The 15,840-nt window shown below is 70.7% G+C and carries 18 protein-coding genes; 10 read left to right on the top strand and 8 right to left on the bottom strand.

Annotation, left to right across the window (positions count from 1 at the left end; all coding sequences use genetic code 11):
* Positions 1-51 precede the first annotated feature (51 nt).
* The 5 genes from qcrC (at position 52) to Vau01_RS45080 (ending at position 5,173) form a co-directional block, all read left to right on the top strand.
* Positions 52-969: a cytochrome bc1 complex diheme cytochrome c subunit gene (gene qcrC, locus Vau01_RS45100; protein WP_204006495.1), complete on the top strand. Its 918-nt coding sequence runs from the start codon at positions 52-54 to the stop codon at positions 967-969.
* A complete protein-coding gene (gene qcrA, locus Vau01_RS45095) occupies positions 966-2,060 on the top strand; it encodes a cytochrome bc1 complex Rieske iron-sulfur subunit (protein ID WP_204006493.1) in 1,095 nt (364 codons plus the stop codon). The genes qcrC and qcrA overlap by 4 nt, the downstream gene beginning before the upstream one ends.
* Before the next feature lie 34 nt (positions 2,061-2,094).
* Positions 2,095-3,711, top strand: coding sequence for a cytochrome bc1 complex cytochrome b subunit (gene qcrB / locus Vau01_RS45090; protein ID WP_204006491.1), 1,617 nt, complete (start codon positions 2,095-2,097; stop codon positions 3,709-3,711).
* A 95-nt stretch (positions 3,712-3,806) separates the two neighbouring features.
* Positions 3,807-4,475 (top strand): hypothetical protein, encoded by a 669-nt coding sequence (locus Vau01_RS45085; protein WP_204006489.1) that lies wholly within the window; start codon positions 3,807-3,809, stop codon positions 4,473-4,475.
* 140 nt (positions 4,476-4,615) lie between these two features.
* Positions 4,616-5,173, top strand: coding sequence for a phospholipase (locus Vau01_RS45080; protein WP_204006488.1), 558 nt, complete (start codon positions 4,616-4,618; stop codon positions 5,171-5,173).
* Between the two features lie 57 nt (positions 5,174-5,230).
* Here Vau01_RS45080 and Vau01_RS45075 read toward each other — a convergent pair whose 3' ends face one another.
* Positions 5,231-5,662, bottom strand: coding sequence for a cytochrome c oxidase subunit 4 (locus tag Vau01_RS45075; protein ID WP_204006487.1), 432 nt, complete (start codon positions 5,660-5,662; stop codon positions 5,231-5,233).
* 4 nt (positions 5,663-5,666) lie between these two features.
* The gene (ctaC, locus tag Vau01_RS45070) at positions 5,667-6,599 is read right to left on the bottom strand and encodes an aa3-type cytochrome oxidase subunit II (protein WP_204006486.1); all 933 of its coding nucleotides are present in this window, start codon (positions 6,597-6,599) and stop codon (positions 5,667-5,669) included.
* Positions 6,600-6,651: 52 nt separating this feature from the next.
* Between ctaC and Vau01_RS45065 the strand changes: the two genes are divergently transcribed.
* Together Vau01_RS45065 and Vau01_RS45060 are read left to right on the top strand one after the other, a co-directional pair.
* Positions 6,652-7,737: a cysteine desulfurase family protein gene (locus Vau01_RS45065; RefSeq protein ID WP_239152358.1), complete on the top strand. Its 1,086-nt coding sequence runs from the start codon at positions 6,652-6,654 to the stop codon at positions 7,735-7,737.
* Positions 7,737-7,943, top strand: a complete 207-nt coding sequence (locus tag Vau01_RS45060) for a sulfurtransferase TusA family protein (protein WP_204006618.1) — start codon at positions 7,737-7,739, stop codon at positions 7,941-7,943. The genes Vau01_RS45065 and Vau01_RS45060 overlap by 1 nt, the downstream gene beginning before the upstream one ends.
* Here the strand turns inward: Vau01_RS45060 and Vau01_RS45055 are convergent.
* The 5 genes from Vau01_RS45055 to Vau01_RS45035 all read right to left on the bottom strand — a co-directional run bounded on the left by Vau01_RS45055 (position 7,940) and on the right by Vau01_RS45035 (position 11,473).
* Complete coding sequence (locus tag Vau01_RS45055; protein WP_204006485.1) at positions 7,940-8,347, bottom strand: DUF4395 domain-containing protein; 408 nt, start codon at positions 8,345-8,347, stop codon at positions 7,940-7,942. The genes Vau01_RS45060 and Vau01_RS45055 overlap by 4 nt on opposite strands.
* Positions 8,344-8,733, bottom strand: a complete 390-nt coding sequence (locus tag Vau01_RS45050) for a glutaredoxin family protein (protein WP_204006484.1) — start codon at positions 8,731-8,733, stop codon at positions 8,344-8,346. Before Vau01_RS45050 ends, Vau01_RS45055 begins: the two co-directional genes overlap by 4 nt.
* A gap of 69 nt (positions 8,734-8,802) precedes the next feature.
* Positions 8,803-9,780: a carbohydrate kinase family protein gene (locus tag Vau01_RS45045; protein WP_204006482.1), complete on the bottom strand. Its 978-nt coding sequence runs from the start codon at positions 9,778-9,780 to the stop codon at positions 8,803-8,805.
* A gap of 106 nt (positions 9,781-9,886) precedes the next feature.
* The gene (locus Vau01_RS45040) at positions 9,887-10,261 is read right to left on the bottom strand and encodes a HesB/IscA family protein (protein ID WP_239152368.1); all 375 of its coding nucleotides are present in this window, start codon (positions 10,259-10,261) and stop codon (positions 9,887-9,889) included.
* 87 nt (positions 10,262-10,348) lie between these two features.
* A complete protein-coding gene (locus tag Vau01_RS45035; RefSeq protein ID WP_204006478.1) occupies positions 10,349-11,473 on the bottom strand; it encodes a glycerate kinase family protein in 1,125 nt (374 codons plus the stop codon).
* Between the two features lie 70 nt (positions 11,474-11,543).
* Between Vau01_RS45035 and nadA the strand changes: the two genes are divergently transcribed.
* From nadA to Vau01_RS45020, 3 genes are all read left to right on the top strand, one after another.
* On the top strand, positions 11,544-12,707 hold the full coding sequence (nadA, locus tag Vau01_RS45030; protein WP_373320396.1) for a quinolinate synthase NadA: 1,164 nt from the start codon (positions 11,544-11,546) through the stop codon (positions 12,705-12,707).
* Between the two features lie 165 nt (positions 12,708-12,872).
* A complete protein-coding gene (gene murA, locus Vau01_RS45025) occupies positions 12,873-14,213 on the top strand; it encodes a UDP-N-acetylglucosamine 1-carboxyvinyltransferase (RefSeq protein ID WP_239152357.1) in 1,341 nt (446 codons plus the stop codon).
* Positions 14,214-14,257: 44 nt separating this feature from the next.
* Positions 14,258-14,881: a DUF3043 domain-containing protein gene (locus Vau01_RS45020; protein ID WP_204006474.1), complete on the top strand. Its 624-nt coding sequence runs from the start codon at positions 14,258-14,260 to the stop codon at positions 14,879-14,881.
* Here the strand turns inward: Vau01_RS45020 and Vau01_RS45015 are convergent.
* Positions 14,856-15,833: an ABC transporter ATP-binding protein gene (locus tag Vau01_RS45015; protein ID WP_204006471.1), complete on the bottom strand. Its 978-nt coding sequence runs from the start codon at positions 15,831-15,833 to the stop codon at positions 14,856-14,858. The genes Vau01_RS45020 and Vau01_RS45015 overlap by 26 nt on opposite strands.
* Positions 15,834-15,840 lie beyond the last annotated feature (7 nt).

The raw sequence follows: 15,840 nt of genomic DNA, 5'->3' as shown, positions 1-15,840 counted from the left end.
ATCGTCTCAAGTACGAGCGCGCACGTGAAAACTCCATGCCAAGGTGAGGTTATGAGCTGGAAACTGGGTCGGCGTCGGCCGGGTGAGCCCGCTGGCGGGCTCGCCGGCGACCGCGCCGGCGACCCGGGCAGCGCGCTCGCCGGCGACCGCGCCGACGAGCAGACCCCTGGGATACCGGCGTTCCGCCGGCCGCCAGGTCGGCTGCGCCGACGGCTGGGCGCCACCGTGCGCCTGCTCGCGGCGCTGACCATCGTGGGCGGCCTGTACACGGCGATGGCTCCGGGCATCACGCGGGCGGAGGACACCCCGCCGCTGTCCACCGCCGCCGAACAGGGCAAGCGCCTGTACGAGACGACCTGCGTCACCTGCCACGGCCCGCAGGCGGGAGGCGTCCCCGGGCGCGGTCCCAGCCTCATCGGCGCCGGCTCCGCCGCGGTGGAGTTCCAGGTCGGCACCGGTCGGATGCCGATGGCCCAGCAGGAGGCCCAGGCCGAGGAGAAGCCCCCGCTGTACACGTGGGACCAGGCCCGCCAGATCGGCGCCTACATCCAGGCGCTGGGCGGCGGCCCGGAGATCCCCGGCGGCGAGCTGGTCGACACCAGCGACGAGGCCATCGCCCGCGGCGGCGAGATCTTCCGCATCAACTGCTCCGCCTGCCACGGGTTCGGCCTGGGCGGCGGCGCGCTCTCCTCGGGCAAGTACGCGCCCTCGCTCGAGAACGTGTCGCCCCGCGTGCTCTACGCGGCGATGCTCACCGGTCCGCAGAACATGCCGGTGTTCGGTGACAACCAGCTCACGCCGGACGAGAAGCGGGCCGTCATCGGCTACGTGACGACGCTGCAGAAGGACAAGGATCCGGGCGGCTTCGGCCTGGCCCGGCTGGGTCCGGTGCCCGAGGCGCTGGTCATCTTCCTGGTCGGGATGGTCCTGCTGGTGTTCTCGACGCTGTGGATTGCGGGGAAGTCGTGACCGTCGACACGAAGCACAGGAACGACCCGCTGGAAGAGCCGGAGTTCGACGTCAACGACCCGAACCTGACCCGGTTCGACCTCGTGCGCGAGGGTGCCCGGCGGGACGGCGTCGAGATCGTGCACTACGCGCCCCGGTTCCCGGTGCGCGGCACCAAGGGCGAGAAGCGGGTCGAGCGCACGATCGCGTTCTTCTTCCTGCTCACCGGTGCTGCCGCCACCGCGTTCGTGGTCATCTTCGGCTGGTGGCCGTGGAAGTTCGAGCCCGGCCACGGCGAGGCCGACTACTACACGCCACTGCTGGGGCTGACCCTCGGGCTCGCGCTGCTCGGCATCGGCGCGGCGGTCATCGTCTTCGCCCGGAAGCTGCTGCCGGAGGAAGTGGCGGTGCAGGACCGGCACGACGGCGCCTCGCCCACCGACGAGCGCGTCATGACCGGCGCCACGCTGCTGAACATGGCCGATGAGACCGCCATCGGCCGCCGTCCGCTGCTCAAGGGTGCGATCGCGCTGGGCCTCGCCCCGATGGCGGTCGTGCCGGTGGTGGCCCTCGGCGGCCTGGTCAACGACCCGCACGACGAGGACATGTACCACAGCACCGGGTTCAAGCCCGGTCCCGACGGTGAGCTGATCCGCCTCGTCCGCGAGAACCAGACCCCGATCCGGCCCGAAGAAATCAGCGTCGGTGGGCAGATCACAGTGTTCCCGGGCATCCCGCACGGCGACACCAACCAGCACGCCGACTCGCCCACGCTGCTGATCCACCTGCGCCAGCAGGACGCCGAGGAACTGCGCGCCAACCTCGGCCGCATCGAGGTCAACAAGGACGCGATGTCCGGCAACTACGTCGCGTACTCCAAGATCTGCACCCACGCCGGCTGCCCCGCCAGCCTGTACGAGCAGCAGACGAACCGCCTGCTCTGCCCGTGCCACCAGTCGCAGTTCCTGATCACCGACAACGCCAAGCCGATCTTCGGCCCGGCGACGCGACGTCTGCCAATGTTGCCGATCGAGGTAGACGAGGACGGCTACTTCGTGGCGAAATCGGATTACCGGGTTCCGGTCGGCCCTGGCTTCTGGGAACGGCCATGACCATGCGGAGCCCTCGCAGTGAGCGGAGCCAGCCATGAAGAAGCGCAAGTTCGACCTCGCCGAGCTACCGGCCAAGGCGGCCGGTGAGGTCGACGACCGGCTCCAGGTGGCCACGCCCCTGCGTCGGCTGCTGAACAAGGTCTTCCCGGACCACTGGTCGTTCCTGCTCGGCGAGATCGCCCTGTACTCGTTCATCGTGCTGCTGCTCACCGGCACGTACCTGGCGCTGTTCTTCGACCCCTCCATGGAGGAGGTCGTCTACGACGGCGCCTACACCCCGCTGCGCGGCATCGAGATGTCGCGGGCGTACGAGTCGGCGCTGCACCTGTCGTTCGAGGTGCGCGGCGGCCTGTTCATGCGGCAGATGCACCACTGGGCGGCGCTGCTGTTCATGGCGGCGATCGTGCTGCACATGTTCCGGGTGTTCTTCACCGGCGCCTTCCGCAAGCCGCGCGAGCTCAACTGGATCATCGGGTCGCTGCTCTTCTGGATCGGCTTCCTGGCCGGCTTCACCGGCTACTCGCTCCCCGACGACGCGCTCTCCGGCACCGGCCTGCGCATCGCCCACGCGATCATGCTGTCGATCCCGGTGGCCGGTTCGTGGGTGGCCAGCTCGCTGTTCGGCGGCGAGTTCCCGGGTACCCAGATCCTGACCATCTTCTTCATCGCGCACGTGCTGCTGATCCCGGCCGCGCTGCTGGGGCTGATCACGGCCCACATGGGCCTCCTGGTCAAGCAGAAGCACACCCAGTTCCCGGGGCCGGGACGCACGAACCACAACGTGGTCGGCGTGCGCATGTTCCCCGGGTTCGCGTTCAAGGCCGGCGGCTTCTTCATGCTGGTGTTCGCCGTGATCGCGCTGCTCGGTGGCCTGTTCCAGATCAACCCGGTGTGGATCTTCGGCCCGTACCAGGCGGCGGTGGTCTCCTCGGCCAGCCAGCCCGACTGGTACGTCATGTTCCTCGACGGCTCGACCCGCCTGTTCCCGCCGTGGGAGATCCGGGTCCTCGACCACACGGTGCCGCCGTTGTTCTGGCCGACGGTGGCGCTGCCCGGCGTCCTCACGATGCTGCCGACGGTGTACCCGTTCATCGAGGCGCGCTTCACCAAGGACCGGGAGGCGCACCACCTGCTCCAGCGTCCGCGTGACGTGCCGTGGCGCACCGGCCTCGGTGCAATGGCGATCGCGTTCTACGTGGTGCTGACGCTCTCCGGCGCGAACGACGTGATCGCCGAGAAGTTCCACATCAGCCTGAACGCGATGACCTGGGCCGGCCGCATCGGCCTGCTGGTCCTGCCGCCGCTGGCGTACTACGTGGCCTACCGGATCGCGCTGGGGCTCCAGCAGCACGACCGCGAGGTGCTGGCGCACGGCGTCGAGACCGGCATCATCCGTCGCCTGCCCGACGGCGGCTTCGTGGAGATCCACCAGCCGCTGGCGTCCGGCGACAACGGGCACCACCCGCAGCTGGAGTACCTGGGCGCCCCGGTGCCGAAGAAGATGAACCGCCTCGGTGCGCTGCTGCCCACCGTCCGCGGCTTCTTCTACCCGATCGAGAAGCCGGCCCCGCCGGCCCAGCTGAACCGGCCCAGCGAGGCCCCCGTCTCCCCCGCGCCGGCGCGCGAGGAGATCGGCTCCGGCAGCCGCTAGGCACGAACAGAAGCACCAGGAGCGGGCCCCGGATCTTCCGGGGCCCGCTTTTCGTTGAATGCCCCGTGATGAGTGACTCGAGTTCAAGGAAGCGGATGGCCGCCGTGATCGCGGCCGTCGCGTTGACCGTGCCGCTGCTGATCGGGGCGACCAAGCTGTTCGGCTGGGGCGGCGGTGGCGACGACGGCCCGACGACGGGCACGGCGGCCGACGCGCAGGTGCTGCGGGACTTCGCCGCCGGGCTCGCCGACGGCCAGGAGTTGACCTACACGGCCGGCTACACCACCGCGAAGGGTACGGCCGTCACCGCCGTGCAGGAGGCGCCGCGCCGGGCGTACCGGAGCACCGCCGCCGTGTACCTGGCCGGGCCCGACGCGAACATCCTGTGCCGCACCCCGAACGGGGAGAAGCCCGGCTGCGTGCGCTCGGCCGGCACCGACGGGATCCCGCTCACGCACGCCAAGGCCCTCGTCGACGTGCTGGCCCCGGACTTCATCGCGCCCGAACTGATCAGCGCCTACATCAGCCGGCTGGCGGCGCGCGTGCCCGGCACCGTGACGCGGACCGCCCGCGACATCGCCGGCCGGCCGACGGACTGCGTGCAGGTGGCACGGGTGGTCACCACCTGCGCCACGGCCGAGGGGGTGCTGGCGTACTTCGAGTCGCCGGACGGGCGGCTGACGCTCACCACGTACCAGGCGACGGTGACGGACGCGGACTTCGCGTTGCCGGCCGGCGCCGTGGTCACCGACGTCGACGGCTGACGTGAGGACACGCCGGGGCCGGCCTACCGGGCCCCGGCATGTTGGAAAGTTTCATCGATCAACGTCTGTACGTCGGACGATCTCGGCCGGAAAATGGCGGCACATGGCCCTACCCGGGCCCGGCCATACGAGGTGACCCCATGAAACGCCGCCTTGCCGCCATTGTCACCGCTCCCCTCCTCGGACTGCTCGCGCTCGGCGCCATCGCCACACCGGCGACGGCCGCCGCCGCCGTGACGCCCGCGGAGAAGCTGTCGGTCATGAGCCAGTTCAGCCAGACCAGTGCCACCAGCCAGTCCGCCTGGAACTCGGCCCGCCTCAACCAGGGCGCCTGGGCCGCCTACGCGTTCGACTGGAGCACCGACGGCTGCTCGGCCAGCCCGGACCAGCCCGTCGGCTTCGACTTCCGCCTGTCCTGCCACCGCCACGACTGGGGTTACCGCAACTACAAGGTGATGGGCCAGTTCCCCGCCAACAAGGCCCGCATCGACAGCGCGTTCTACGAGGACCTGAAGCGCAAGTGCGCCACCTACAACGCGATCGTCCGCCCGGTCTGCTACGGGCTCGCCTGGACCTACTACGAGGCCGTCAGCACGTTCGGCAGCCTCGCGGTGTCGAAGGAGACCATCGACAGTTACGCCGCGAAGAAGGCGCAGGCCGAGGCCCGCGCCGCCACCACGGCCAAGGGCGCCAGCTAGGCCGAGACAAAGGACGCCCCCGGCCAGGACCTGGCCGGGGGCGTCTTCGCGTAGGTGCTACTCGGCGACCCGACGGGAGCCCGTGTAGTACTCGAACAGCAGGCCGCCGGTGGCGAAGATGATCGCCACCGCGCCGACCAGGATCAGCCAGATCTGCATGTACACCAGCCCGAGCGCCGCGACGAACGCGGAGAGCGCCAGGCCGAACGGCCAGTAGCTGCCGGGGCTGAAGAAGCCCAGGTCGCCGACGCCCTCGGCGATCTCGCCGTCGGACCGGTCCTCCGGGCGCGGCTCGATGCGGCGCGACACCACCAGGAAGAACCCGCCGCACATGAGCGTGAGCAGGCCGGTGAGGATCAGGCCGACCGTGCCGACCCACTCGACGCCGAGATCGGCCGGTGACATCTCCTTCGTCCACCAGGCGTAGATCCCGGCGACAATGAAGCAGAAGGCCGTGATGATTCCGAAAAGCCGCCACTCGCTTCTCATCGGGTCACCCCTTTCCCTCGTGCTGCTCCGGCTCGCGGTTGAACGGCTTCGTCGACGTGGCGTACCCGGGCTCGCCGATCGCCTCCAGCGCCTCCGGCGTGCTCTTGCCGTCCTTGCGGAGCTGGATGTACCGGTCGAACTCGCTCTGGCTCACCGCGCGCAGTTCGAAGTTCATCATCGAGTGGTAGGCGCCGCACAGTTCCGCGCAGCGGCCGACGAACGCACCCTCGCGCTCGATGGTGACCTGGAACTTGTTCTCGATGCTGCCCGGGAACACGTCGCGCTTGAACAGCATCTCCGGCACCCAGAACGAGTGCACGACGTCTTCGGAGTGCTCGACGAACTCGATGCGCCGGCCGGTGGGCAGCACCAGCACCGGGATGTAGTCGCTGGCGCCGATCGTGGTGATCTCCTGACCGCCCTGGCCGGTGACCTCGGTGCCGTCGATCTGGGCGTGCCGGAACTTCCAGTTCCACTTGAACGCCGTGACCTCGACGGTGACGTCGGGGTTCGGCACCCGCTTGTCGACGTAGGTCTGCACGATCGCCGTGTAGTAGAAGAGCACGCTCACGATCAGGATCGGGACGACCGTGTACAGGAACTCCAGCGGCATGTTGAACCGGGTCTGCGGCGGCAGCTCGTCGCCCCGCTTGCGGTAGCGCACCACGCACCAGAAGATCAGGCCCCACACGAAGACGCCGACCACCAGCGCGGCGATGCACGCGGCGATCCACAACTCGTACATGCGGCGGCCCTCGGGCGTGATGCCCTTGAACCAGCCGAAGCCCCGCACGCTCTCGTCGAAAGAGCAGCCCGAGAGCAGCACCGCGACGGTGACTCCCAGGCCGGCGAGCCGGGCCAGGCGCCACCCGCGTTCCCTTGCCAACACCTGAGAGCTCCTGCCTTTGACGGCAAACAACCGATCAAGTCCGCACATTACTCGACGTCGTCGTCCGGTTTGGCGTGGGGGCCGAACGTACCGTTGTGTCGTGATCGGTTATTTCGACGCCGCAACGGCCACCCCCCTGCATCCGGTGGCGCGGGAGGCCATGCTCGCCGCTCAGGACGCCGGCTGGGCCGACCCCGGCAAGCTCTATCCGGTCGCGCGGCAGGCCCGCCAGCTGCTCGACGCGTCGTGCGAGGTGCTGGCCGGCGCGGTGGGCGCGCGCCCCGACGAACTGGTCCTCACCTCCGGCGGCACCGAGGCCGCCCACCTCGCCATCAACGGCGTCGTGCGCGACGGTGCGGTGGTGCACTCGGCCGTCGAGCACTCCGCTGTCATCAAGGCCGCCGGAAAGCGTGCTCACGGCGTCGTCGTGGATCGTCTCGGCCGGGTCGATGCCGGCGCCTTCGCCGCGGCCGTGCGCACCACGGACGCCGCCGTGGCCGCGCTGCAGAGCGCCAACCACGAGGTGGGCACGACGCAGCCCGTCGCGGCGGTGGCGGAGGCGTGTCGCGAGGCGGGTGTGCCGTTGTACGTCGACGCGGCGCAGTCCGTGGGGCGGCACGCCGTACCCGCGGGGTGGTCGCTGTTGTCGGCGAGCGCGCGCAAGTGGGGCGGACCCGCGGGGGTGGGGTTCCTGGTGGTGCGCAAGGGCGCCAGCTGGGCCGACCGGCGGCCGATGGCGCCGCCGGTGAACATCCCGCTGGTCGTCGGGGCCGCCGCCGCACTGCGCGCGGTGATCGCGGACGCTGCGGCCGAGTCGTCGCGTTTAAGTGCCTTGGTGGACCGCGTGCGCGCGGCCCTGTCCACGTCGGTGCCGGACGTCGAGGTGGTGGGCGACCCGGTCGACCGGTTGCCGCACATCGTCACGTTCTCCTGCTTGTACGTCGACGGCGAGGCGCTGCTGCACGGCCTGGCGCGGGAGGGGTTCGCGGTGTCGTCGGGGTCGGCGTGCACGGCCGACACGCTGCGGCCGTCGCACGTACTGGCGGCGATGGGCGTGCTGACGCACGGGAACGTGCGGCTGTCGTTCCACCGGGACACCACCGAGGGGGAGGTCGACCGCTTCCTGGCGGTGCTGCCGGGCGTGGTCGAGCGGCTGCGGGCGGAGGCCGGGGTGACGGGGCTGTGATGGTGCTGGACTGCCGGGGCAAGCGGTGCCCGCTGCCGGTGATCGAGCTGGCCCGCCTGGTGCCCGACGTCGACATCGGTTCCGTGGTGCGGGTTCTGGCCGACGACCCGGCGGCGGCCGTCGACATCCCCGCGTGGTGCCGGATGCGCGGCCAGGAGTTCGTCGGCGCCGTCGACGAGGGGTACGACGTGCGCCGGTTGCGTTAGGCCTTCCGCGCCCGGGCCAGCAGCAGGTACACCTCGCACCCGAGGCAGAGCCCGAACACGGCGTTGAGGAACGCGGCCGCCAGGCCGAACCCGGCGAACGTCACGCCCAGCGCGGTGAGTCCGCTCAGGTAACCGGCCGTCGCCACGGCGAGGAACACGAATCCGACCCGCTGCGCGAACCGCACCGGCGCCGCGTCCTCCCGCTCGGCCGGCGGGCCCAGGCGGGGCTGCACGAGCCACCGGTACGCGAGGGCGTACGGGTTCCAGCGCGGGTCGACGGAACCGGCCGCGAAGACCGCCGTCTGCGCGAGGGCCAGCCAGCCGCTCCCGGTGACGAGCACCACGACGAGCACCACGGTGGTGACCGCCGCGACGAAGCGCGGCCCACGCGGGTCCAGCTTCATCTGGTCGCTCCCGCGACGGCCGCGACCAGCTCGTCCCGGTCCGGAACACCGGTGGCCCGCCAGACGGGGACGCCCGCGCCGTCGATCACGAACAGGGTCGGCGCGCGCCACACGTCGAAGGCGCGGGCCCGATCGACCTCGACGGAGGCGTCAACCTCCTCGTACCCGACGCCGACGGTGGCGCACAGTTCCCGCACCCGGTGGCACGACGTGCAGGTGGGCGTGGTGAACAGCAGCAACGTGCCCGCGCCGGCCGCCGCAGACGTGCCAACGGCCGTGCCGACCGCCGTGAACCGCCCCTGCCGCCGGCGCCACCAGACGCCGAGGATCGTGGCGGCCCCCAGCACGGCGGCCGCCACGATCCATCCACTCCCGGAAACTCCCACCGATCAGGAATTTAGCCGCCGCCGGCCGGAAAAACCATCCTCTCCTACTGCTCAAGTAGGAGATTCCGCTCACGGGAGGAGCGCGCGGACCTCGTCGGCGGCCTGGTCGCCGTACGACTCGGCCAGGCGCTTGGCGAACTCGTCGCCGCGGACGGTGTACTCCTGGCCGCCGAACGCCTCCAGCACCAGCGTCGCCAGCAGCGCGCCGACCTGGGCCGACCGCTCCAGCGACAGCCCCCACGACACGCCGGCGAAGAACCCGGCCCGGAAGCCGTCGCCGACGCCGGTCGGGTCGAGGATCTGCACCTCGCGGGCCGCCGGGACCTCGATCGGGGCCGGCAGGTCCGTGCCGACGATCCGCACGCCCTGCGCGCCCAGCGTGGTGACCTGCACCCCGACCAGCCCGAGCAGGTCGCTGTCGGTGAGGCCGGTCTTCGAGCGCAGCAGGTCGGCCTCGTAGTCATTGGTGATCAGGTACGCGGCGCCGTCGATGAGCTGGCGGGCCTCCTCGCCCGACATGCGGGCCAGCTGCTGCGACGGGTCGGCGACGAACGGGAAGCCGCGCTGGCGGCACTCCTCGGTATGGCGGAACATCGCCACCGGGTCGTTCGGGCTGACCAGCACCAGGTCGAGCCCGCCGAGCCGATCGGCGGTGGGTGCCAGCTCGATGTTGCGGGCCTCGGACATCGCACCGGCGTAGAACGACGCGATCTGGCACAGGTCGTCGTCGGTGGTGCAGACGAACCGGGCGGTGTGGGCCGTCTCACTCACGAGCACCGACCCGCAGTCGACGCCGTGGCGCTCGAGCCACGACCGGTACTCGGCGAAGTCGGACCCGACCGCGCCCACCAGCGAGGCCGGCACACCGAGCTGGGCCAGGCCGAAGCAGATGTTGGGGCCGATGCCACCGCGGCGGACCACCAGATCGTCGACGAGGAACGACAGCGACACCTTGTGCAGCTGGTCGGGGAGCAACTGCTCGGCGAAGCGACCAGGGAAATGCATGAGGTGGTCGGTGGCGATCGAGCCGGTGACGGCGATCTTCATAGGGGAACCCCAGATGGACGGAGGGCGAAATTCCGGCAGCGTCAGCGTACCGAGATGACGATGGCCCTACCGGACGGGTCCGGTAGGGCCATCGAACACGAAAGATCTAGTGGAACGAGTCGCCGCAGGCGCACGAGCCCTGGGCGTTGGGGTTCTCGATGACGAAACCCTGGGCGTCGATGCGGTCGAGGTGGTCGATACTGGCACCGGACAGGTACGGGATGCTCATCCGGTCGACCACGAACTCGAACCCGTCGTAGGCGTCGACCTTGTCACCGTCGAGCGGGCGGTCGCACCAGAACAGTTCGTACCGCAGGCCGGAACAACCACCCGGCTGCACGCGGACGCGCAGCCGAAGGTCGTCGCGACCCTCCTGAGCCAGAAGAGCCTTGGCCTTCGCCAAGGCGGAGTCGGTGAGGGTCACGCCGGTGTTCTTCGCGGCGCCTTCCTTGACTTCTTCGGTGTGCGAAGCGGTCACGATGTGGTGCTCCTTGGCGCTTGAAATTTGGGACACGTCGTGGTGGTCAACACGCGTCGCCACGGACAGCATTCCCAGTATCTCACGCTCTCAGGAACCGGCCCACTGTCCGGCGAGCCGTGATGCGAGTCTCCGCAGCCCCTCCTCGGGGCGGGCCATCGCCGCGTTGACCCCACCCAGCTCGTCGACCAGGGAAAACGTCTCGGTGACGCCCGCCGCGGCCGCCTCCCGGCGCCCGGCGCTCACGCGTCCCGCCAGAACCACGCACGCGAGCCCGCGGTCGCGCGCACCGGCCGCGACGCCCGACACCACCTTGCCGCGCAGCGACTGGTGGTCGAACGAGCCCTCGCCGGTGATCACCAGGTCGGAGTCGTCGAGCGCGGCGTCCAGGCCGACGGCCGCGCGCACCAGTCCGATCCCGGACTCGACCGTCGCGCCGAGCGCCAGCAGCGCGGCGCCGAGGCCGCCGGCAGCGCCGGCTCCGGGCCGCGCGGCGAGCTCCGCGGGAACGTCTGGAAGATCTTTTTCGAGGACGCCCGCAAAGCGCTCCAACGCGGCGTCGAGCCGCATGACGTCCTCCAGCGAGGCGCCCTTCTGCGGTCCGAAGATCGCGCTCGCGCCGTGCAGGCCGGTCAGCGGGTTGTCGACGTCGGTCGCCGCGACCAGCGCCACGCCCGGCCGCAGCCGCGGCGGGCCGGAGAGGCCGGCGCAGCCGATCAGCGCGGCGCCGCCGTACGGCAGCACCAGGCCCGCGTCGTCGACCGGTGCCGCGCCGAGCGCGGCGAGCATGCCGGCACCGGCGTCGTTGGTGGCCGATCCGCCGAGGCCGACCACCACCCGGCGGACACCCGACTCCATCGCGGCCACCAGCAGCACGCCCAGCCCGTACGAGGTGGCCCGGTTCGGGTCGCGCTCGCCCGGGTCGAGCAGGTGCAGGCCGCACGCCTGCGCGCTCTCGACGTACGCGGTGTCGCCGCTGACCAGCACCTCGCCGGCGACCCGGCGGCCGAGCGGGTCGATCGTCGGCACCGGGAGCCGGTGACCGCCGAGCGCGGCGTGCAGCACCTCGACGAACCCGGGTCCGCCGTCGGCCAGCGGGAGCGTCACCACCTCGTCGCGCGGGGCCTGCGCCCGCCAGCCGGCCTCGACCGCGGCGGCGACCTCGACGGCCGACAGCGTGCCGGCGAACTTGTCCGGACAGATGAGCACCCGCATGCAGCGGAGTCTTCCAGGTCACAACCCGCGGCCGGGAATAGGCGGCCGGCGCCGTGCAATTATTATCAACGTGAGCTTTACTGAGCCGTCACCCACCGCCACCGCCCTGTTGCTGCTCGGCCGCGGTAGCGATCCGTCGAGCGAGCGTGGTGTCGACTGTCCGGGCGAGCTGCCCTCGCCCAGCGACCCCGACCTGGTCACCCGGGCCGCCGCCGCCAAGGCCGCGCTCGGCGACCGGCTCTTCATCCTGGGGCACCACTACCAGCGCGACGAGGTCATCCAGTTCGCCGACGTCACCGGCGACTCGTTCAAGCTCGCCCGCGACGCGGCGGCCCGCCCCGAGGCGAAGTACATCGTGTTCTGCGGCGTGCACTTCATGGCCGAGTCGGCCGACATCCTCACCGGTCCCGAGCAGAAGGTGATCCTGCCCGACCTCGCCGCCGGCTGCTCGATGGCCGACATGGCCGTGCTCGGCCAGGTCGAGGCCGCCTGGGACCGGCTCACCGAGCTGGGCCTGGCCGCCACGACGGTGCCGATCACCTACATGAACTCCAGCGCCGACATCAAGGGCTTCGTCGGGCGCAACGGCGGCACGGTGTGCACGTCGTCGAACGCCGAGCGGGCGCTGAAGTGGGCGTTCGAGCGCGGCGAGCGGGTCATCTTCCTGCCCGACCAGCATCTCGGCCGCAACACCGCCGTGCTCGAACTCGGGCTGAGCCTCGACGACTGCGTGCTGTACGACCCGCACAAGCCGAGCGGTGGCCTCACCGAGGAGCAGTTGCGCGACGCGAAGATGATCCTCTGGCGCGGGCACTGCTCCGTGCACGGCCGGTTCACGCTCGACAGCGTCCGTGAGGTGCGCGAGCGGGTGCCGGGCGTCAACGTGCTGGTGCACCCGGAGTGCCGCCACGACGTCGTGCTCGCCGCCGACCAGGTCGGGTCGACCGAATACATCATCAAGGCCATCGAGGCGGCGCCGGCCGGCAGCAAGTGGGCCATCGGCACCGAGCTGAACCTCGTGCGGCGGCTCGGCAACGCGCACCCCGACAAGCAGATCATGTTCCTCGATCGAACCGTCTGCTACTGCTCGACGATGAACCGCATCGATCTCCCGCACCTCGTGTGGGCGCTCGAAGAGCTGGTCGCGGGCCGCGTGGTCAACGAGATCACGGTCGATGCCGACACCGCGCACCACGCCCGCGTGGCCCTCGCGCAGATGCTCGCCCTCCCATAGCCGTCACTCTGAGTAATCGCGTAACTCCCTCACGGCTTCGTGCCAGGTCAGCGCCTCGGTCGATTCGCAGGTGATGGTCTTGTGGTTATGCTGCGCGGGCAACGTCACGGATCAGGTCCAAAATCGATCCGTTCGACTACCGACAGTCATCCACACACTTTCCGGTTGGAGGCCGCGTTGACCACCGACGTCCTCGTCGTGCACGGCGGCTCGCCGTTGCGCGGACAGATCCGCGTACGCGGAGCCAAGAACCTCGTCTCGAAGGCGATGGTCGCGGCGCTCCTCGGCGACACGCCGAGCCGCCTCTACGACGTGCCGGCGATCCGGGACGTCGAGATCGTGCGCGGTCTCCTCGAACTGCACGGCGTCCGGGTCACCGACGGCGAGCTGCCCGGTGAACTGAGCTTCGACCCGTCGAACGTCGAGCGGGCCAACGTCGACGAGATCAACGTCCACGCCGGATCCAGCCGGATCCCGATCCTGTTCTGCGGGCCGCTGCTGCACAAGCTCGGCCACGCGTTCATCCCCGACCTGGGCGGCTGCAACATCGGCGGCCGGCCGATCGACTTCCACCTGCAGGCGCTGCGCGAGATGGGCGCGGTCGTCGACAAGACGCCGTCCGGGCTCGACATCACCGCGCCGAACGGGTTGCAGGGCACCAAGTTCGAGCTGCCCTACCCGAGCGTGGGCGCCACCGAGCAGGTGCTGCTCGCGGCGGTGCGGGCGCACGGCGTCACCGAACTGCGCAACGCGGCCGTCGAGCCGGAGATCATGGACCTGATCGCGATCCTGCAGAAGATGGGCGCGATCATCAACGTCCACACCGACCGCGTGATCGAGATCGAGGGCGTCGACCGCCTGCGCGGCTACACCCACCGGCCGATCCCCGACCGGATCGAGACCGCGAGCTGGGCGGCCGCGGCGCTGGCCACCGGCGGCGACGTCTACGTGCAGGGCGCCCGCCAGGCCGACATGATGACGTTCCTGAACCTGTACACCAAGGTCGGCGGCGCCTTCGACATCGACGACTCCCCCACCGGGGGCATCCGGTTCTGGCACCCCGGCGGCGAGCTCAAGGCCGTGCTGCTGGAGACCGACGTGCACCCCGGCTTCATGACCGACTGGCAGCAGCCGATGGTGGTCGCCCTCACGCAGGCGCGCGGCCTGTCGATCGTCCACGAGACCGTGTACGAGCGGCGGCTGGGCTACACCGACGCGCTGAACCAGATGGGCGCGACGATCCAGACCTACCGCGAGTGCCTGGGCGGCACGCCGTGCCGGTTCGGCCGGCGCAACTTCACCCACTCCGCGGTGATCGCCGGTCCGTCGAAGCTGATCGCCCACGACGTGGTGATCCCCGACCTGCGGGCCGGGTTCAGCCACCTGATCGCGGCGCTCGCGGCCGAGGGCACCTCGAAGGTCTACGGCGTGGAGCTGATCCGGCGCGGCTACGAGGACTTCGAGGCCAAGCTTGCCGCTTTGGGAGCCTCGGTCGAGAAAGGCTGAACCGGCGGACGCGCGGCTGAATACACCTCGGTTACCCTGACTGCGTGCCGTCGCTGTTCAAACGCAAAACCGTCGAAGAAGCCGCGCCCGAGCCGGAAACCCCGGACGAGGGCGAGGTGCGCCCCCGTGGGCGCACCTTGAGCAAGCGCGAGCTCGGCCAGCAGACGAAGAAGCGGCCCAGCGCCAACCCGCGCACCGGCTCCACGGCGCCGCCGGCCGACCGCAAGGAGGCCCTCAAGCGCTCCCGCGAGAAGGCCCGGGAGGACCGGGCCGAGCGGCGCGCCGCGATGATGGCCGGCGACGACCGGTACCTGCTCGCCCGCGACAAGGGTCCCGAGCGCGCCATGGTGCGCGACGTGGTCGACCGCCGGCTCACCATCGGCACCTGGTTCTTCGGTGGCGCGCTGATCGTGCTCATCGGGTCGTCGGCCGCGATGCCGGCGATCGTCCAGCGGGTGTCCAACCTGCTGTGGGCGCTGCTCGCGCTCGGCACGCTGGTCGACAGCATCCTGCTGGGCCGCGAGGTCAAGCGCCGGATGCGCGAGCAGTTCCCGAAGAGCACCGCGAAGCTCACCTCGCTGTACCTGTACGCCTCGATGCGCGGCCTGACGTTCCGCCGGCTGCGCGTCCCGAAGCCGCGCGTCAAGATCGGCCAGAAGCTCGACTAGTTCCGGTCGTGTACAGCTTCGCCACCACGTCTTCGATCTCGGGCTCCACGAACGCGACGTCGCGGAGGCGGCCGGTGCCGGCCAGCGCCGCCAGCAGCGGACCGGGCGGGCCGGACAACGCGTAGGTCAGGCGGCGGCCGCCGCTCTCGGTGGCCTCCAGGACCGCGCCGGTGACCTGGGGTTCCACCTCCACCGGCTCGTCGAGGTCGACGACCACGCGCCGCTGCGAGCCGTACCGGGAGTGCAGGTCGTCGAGGGTGCCGTCGTGCACGATGCGGCCGGCGTCGACCACCACCAGGCGGCGGCACAACCGCTCGATGTCGGCCAGGTCGTGGGTGGTCAGCACGAGCGTGGTGTCGCCGGCGGCACCGAGGTCGGCGAGGAACCCGCGCACCGCCTGCTTGCTCACGACGTCGAGGCCGATCGTCGGTTCGTCGAGGAACAGCACGCTCGGGCCGTGCAGCAGCGCGGCGGTCAACTCGCCGCGCATCCGCTGCCCCAGGGACAACTGGCGGACCGGCTGGTCGATGAACCCGTCGAGATCGAGGAGACGCCGGCAGCGGGCCAGCCGCGCGGCATGGTCGCCCGCCGGCACGCGGTAGATGTGCCGGAGCAGGTCGAACGAGTCGCCGAGGGGCAGGTCCCACCACAGCTGGGAGCGCTGGCCGAACACCACCCCGATCCGCCGGGCCATCGCGACCCGCTGCGGCACCGGCTCGAACCCGCACACCCGCACGTACCCGGCCGACGGGTAGAGCACGCCGGTGAACATCTTCAACGTGGTGGACTTGCCGGCGCCGTTGGGTCCGATGTAGCCGAGCATCTCCCCCGCCTCGACCGTGAGATCGAGGCCGTCGACGGCCGGCACGACCCGTTTCTCCCGCCGGAACCGCCCCGTACGCCGACGTATGGTGAAGTCCTTGCGCAGGTCGCGAGCCTCGATGACGGCCATGTCACTC

It is taken from the genome of Virgisporangium aurantiacum, assembly GCF_016863635.1.
Lineage (GTDB): Bacteria > Actinomycetota > Actinomycetes > Mycobacteriales > Micromonosporaceae > Virgisporangium > Virgisporangium aurantiacum.
The sequence above is the reverse complement of the archived record's forward strand: the minus strand, read 5'-3'. Positions and strand labels throughout refer to the sequence as shown.

What these genes read in the sequence shown, in the direction of transcription:
- qcrC (WP_204006495.1), top strand. Translation starts at nt 52, where the DNA reads ATGAGCTGGAAACTGGGTCGGCGTCGGCCGGGTGAGCCCGCTGGCGGG.
- qcrB (WP_204006491.1), top strand. Translation starts at nt 2,095, where the DNA reads ATGAAGAAGCGCAAGTTCGACCTCGCCGAGCTACCGGCCAAGGCGGCC.
- Vau01_RS45085 (WP_204006489.1), top strand. Translation starts at nt 3,807, where the DNA reads ATGGCCGCCGTGATCGCGGCCGTCGCGTTGACCGTGCCGCTGCTGATC.
- Vau01_RS45080 (WP_204006488.1), top strand. Translation starts at nt 4,616, where the DNA reads ATGAAACGCCGCCTTGCCGCCATTGTCACCGCTCCCCTCCTCGGACTG.
- Vau01_RS45075 (WP_204006487.1), bottom strand. Translation starts at nt 5,662, where the DNA reads ATGAGAAGCGAGTGGCGGCTTTTCGGAATCATCACGGCCTTCTGCTTC.
- ctaC (WP_204006486.1), bottom strand. Translation starts at nt 6,599, where the DNA reads ATGTGCGGACTTGATCGGTTGTTTGCCGTCAAAGGCAGGAGCTCTCAG.
- Vau01_RS45060 (WP_204006618.1), top strand. Translation starts at nt 7,737, where the DNA reads ATGGTGCTGGACTGCCGGGGCAAGCGGTGCCCGCTGCCGGTGATCGAG.
- Vau01_RS45055 (WP_204006485.1), bottom strand. Translation starts at nt 8,347, where the DNA reads ATGAAGCTGGACCCGCGTGGGCCGCGCTTCGTCGCGGCGGTCACCACC.
- Vau01_RS45045 (WP_204006482.1), bottom strand. Translation starts at nt 9,780, where the DNA reads ATGAAGATCGCCGTCACCGGCTCGATCGCCACCGACCACCTCATGCAT.
- Vau01_RS45035 (WP_204006478.1), bottom strand. Translation starts at nt 11,473, where the DNA reads ATGCGGGTGCTCATCTGTCCGGACAAGTTCGCCGGCACGCTGTCGGCC.
- Vau01_RS45015 (WP_204006471.1), bottom strand. Translation starts at nt 15,833, where the DNA reads ATGGCCGTCATCGAGGCTCGCGACCTGCGCAAGGACTTCACCATACGT.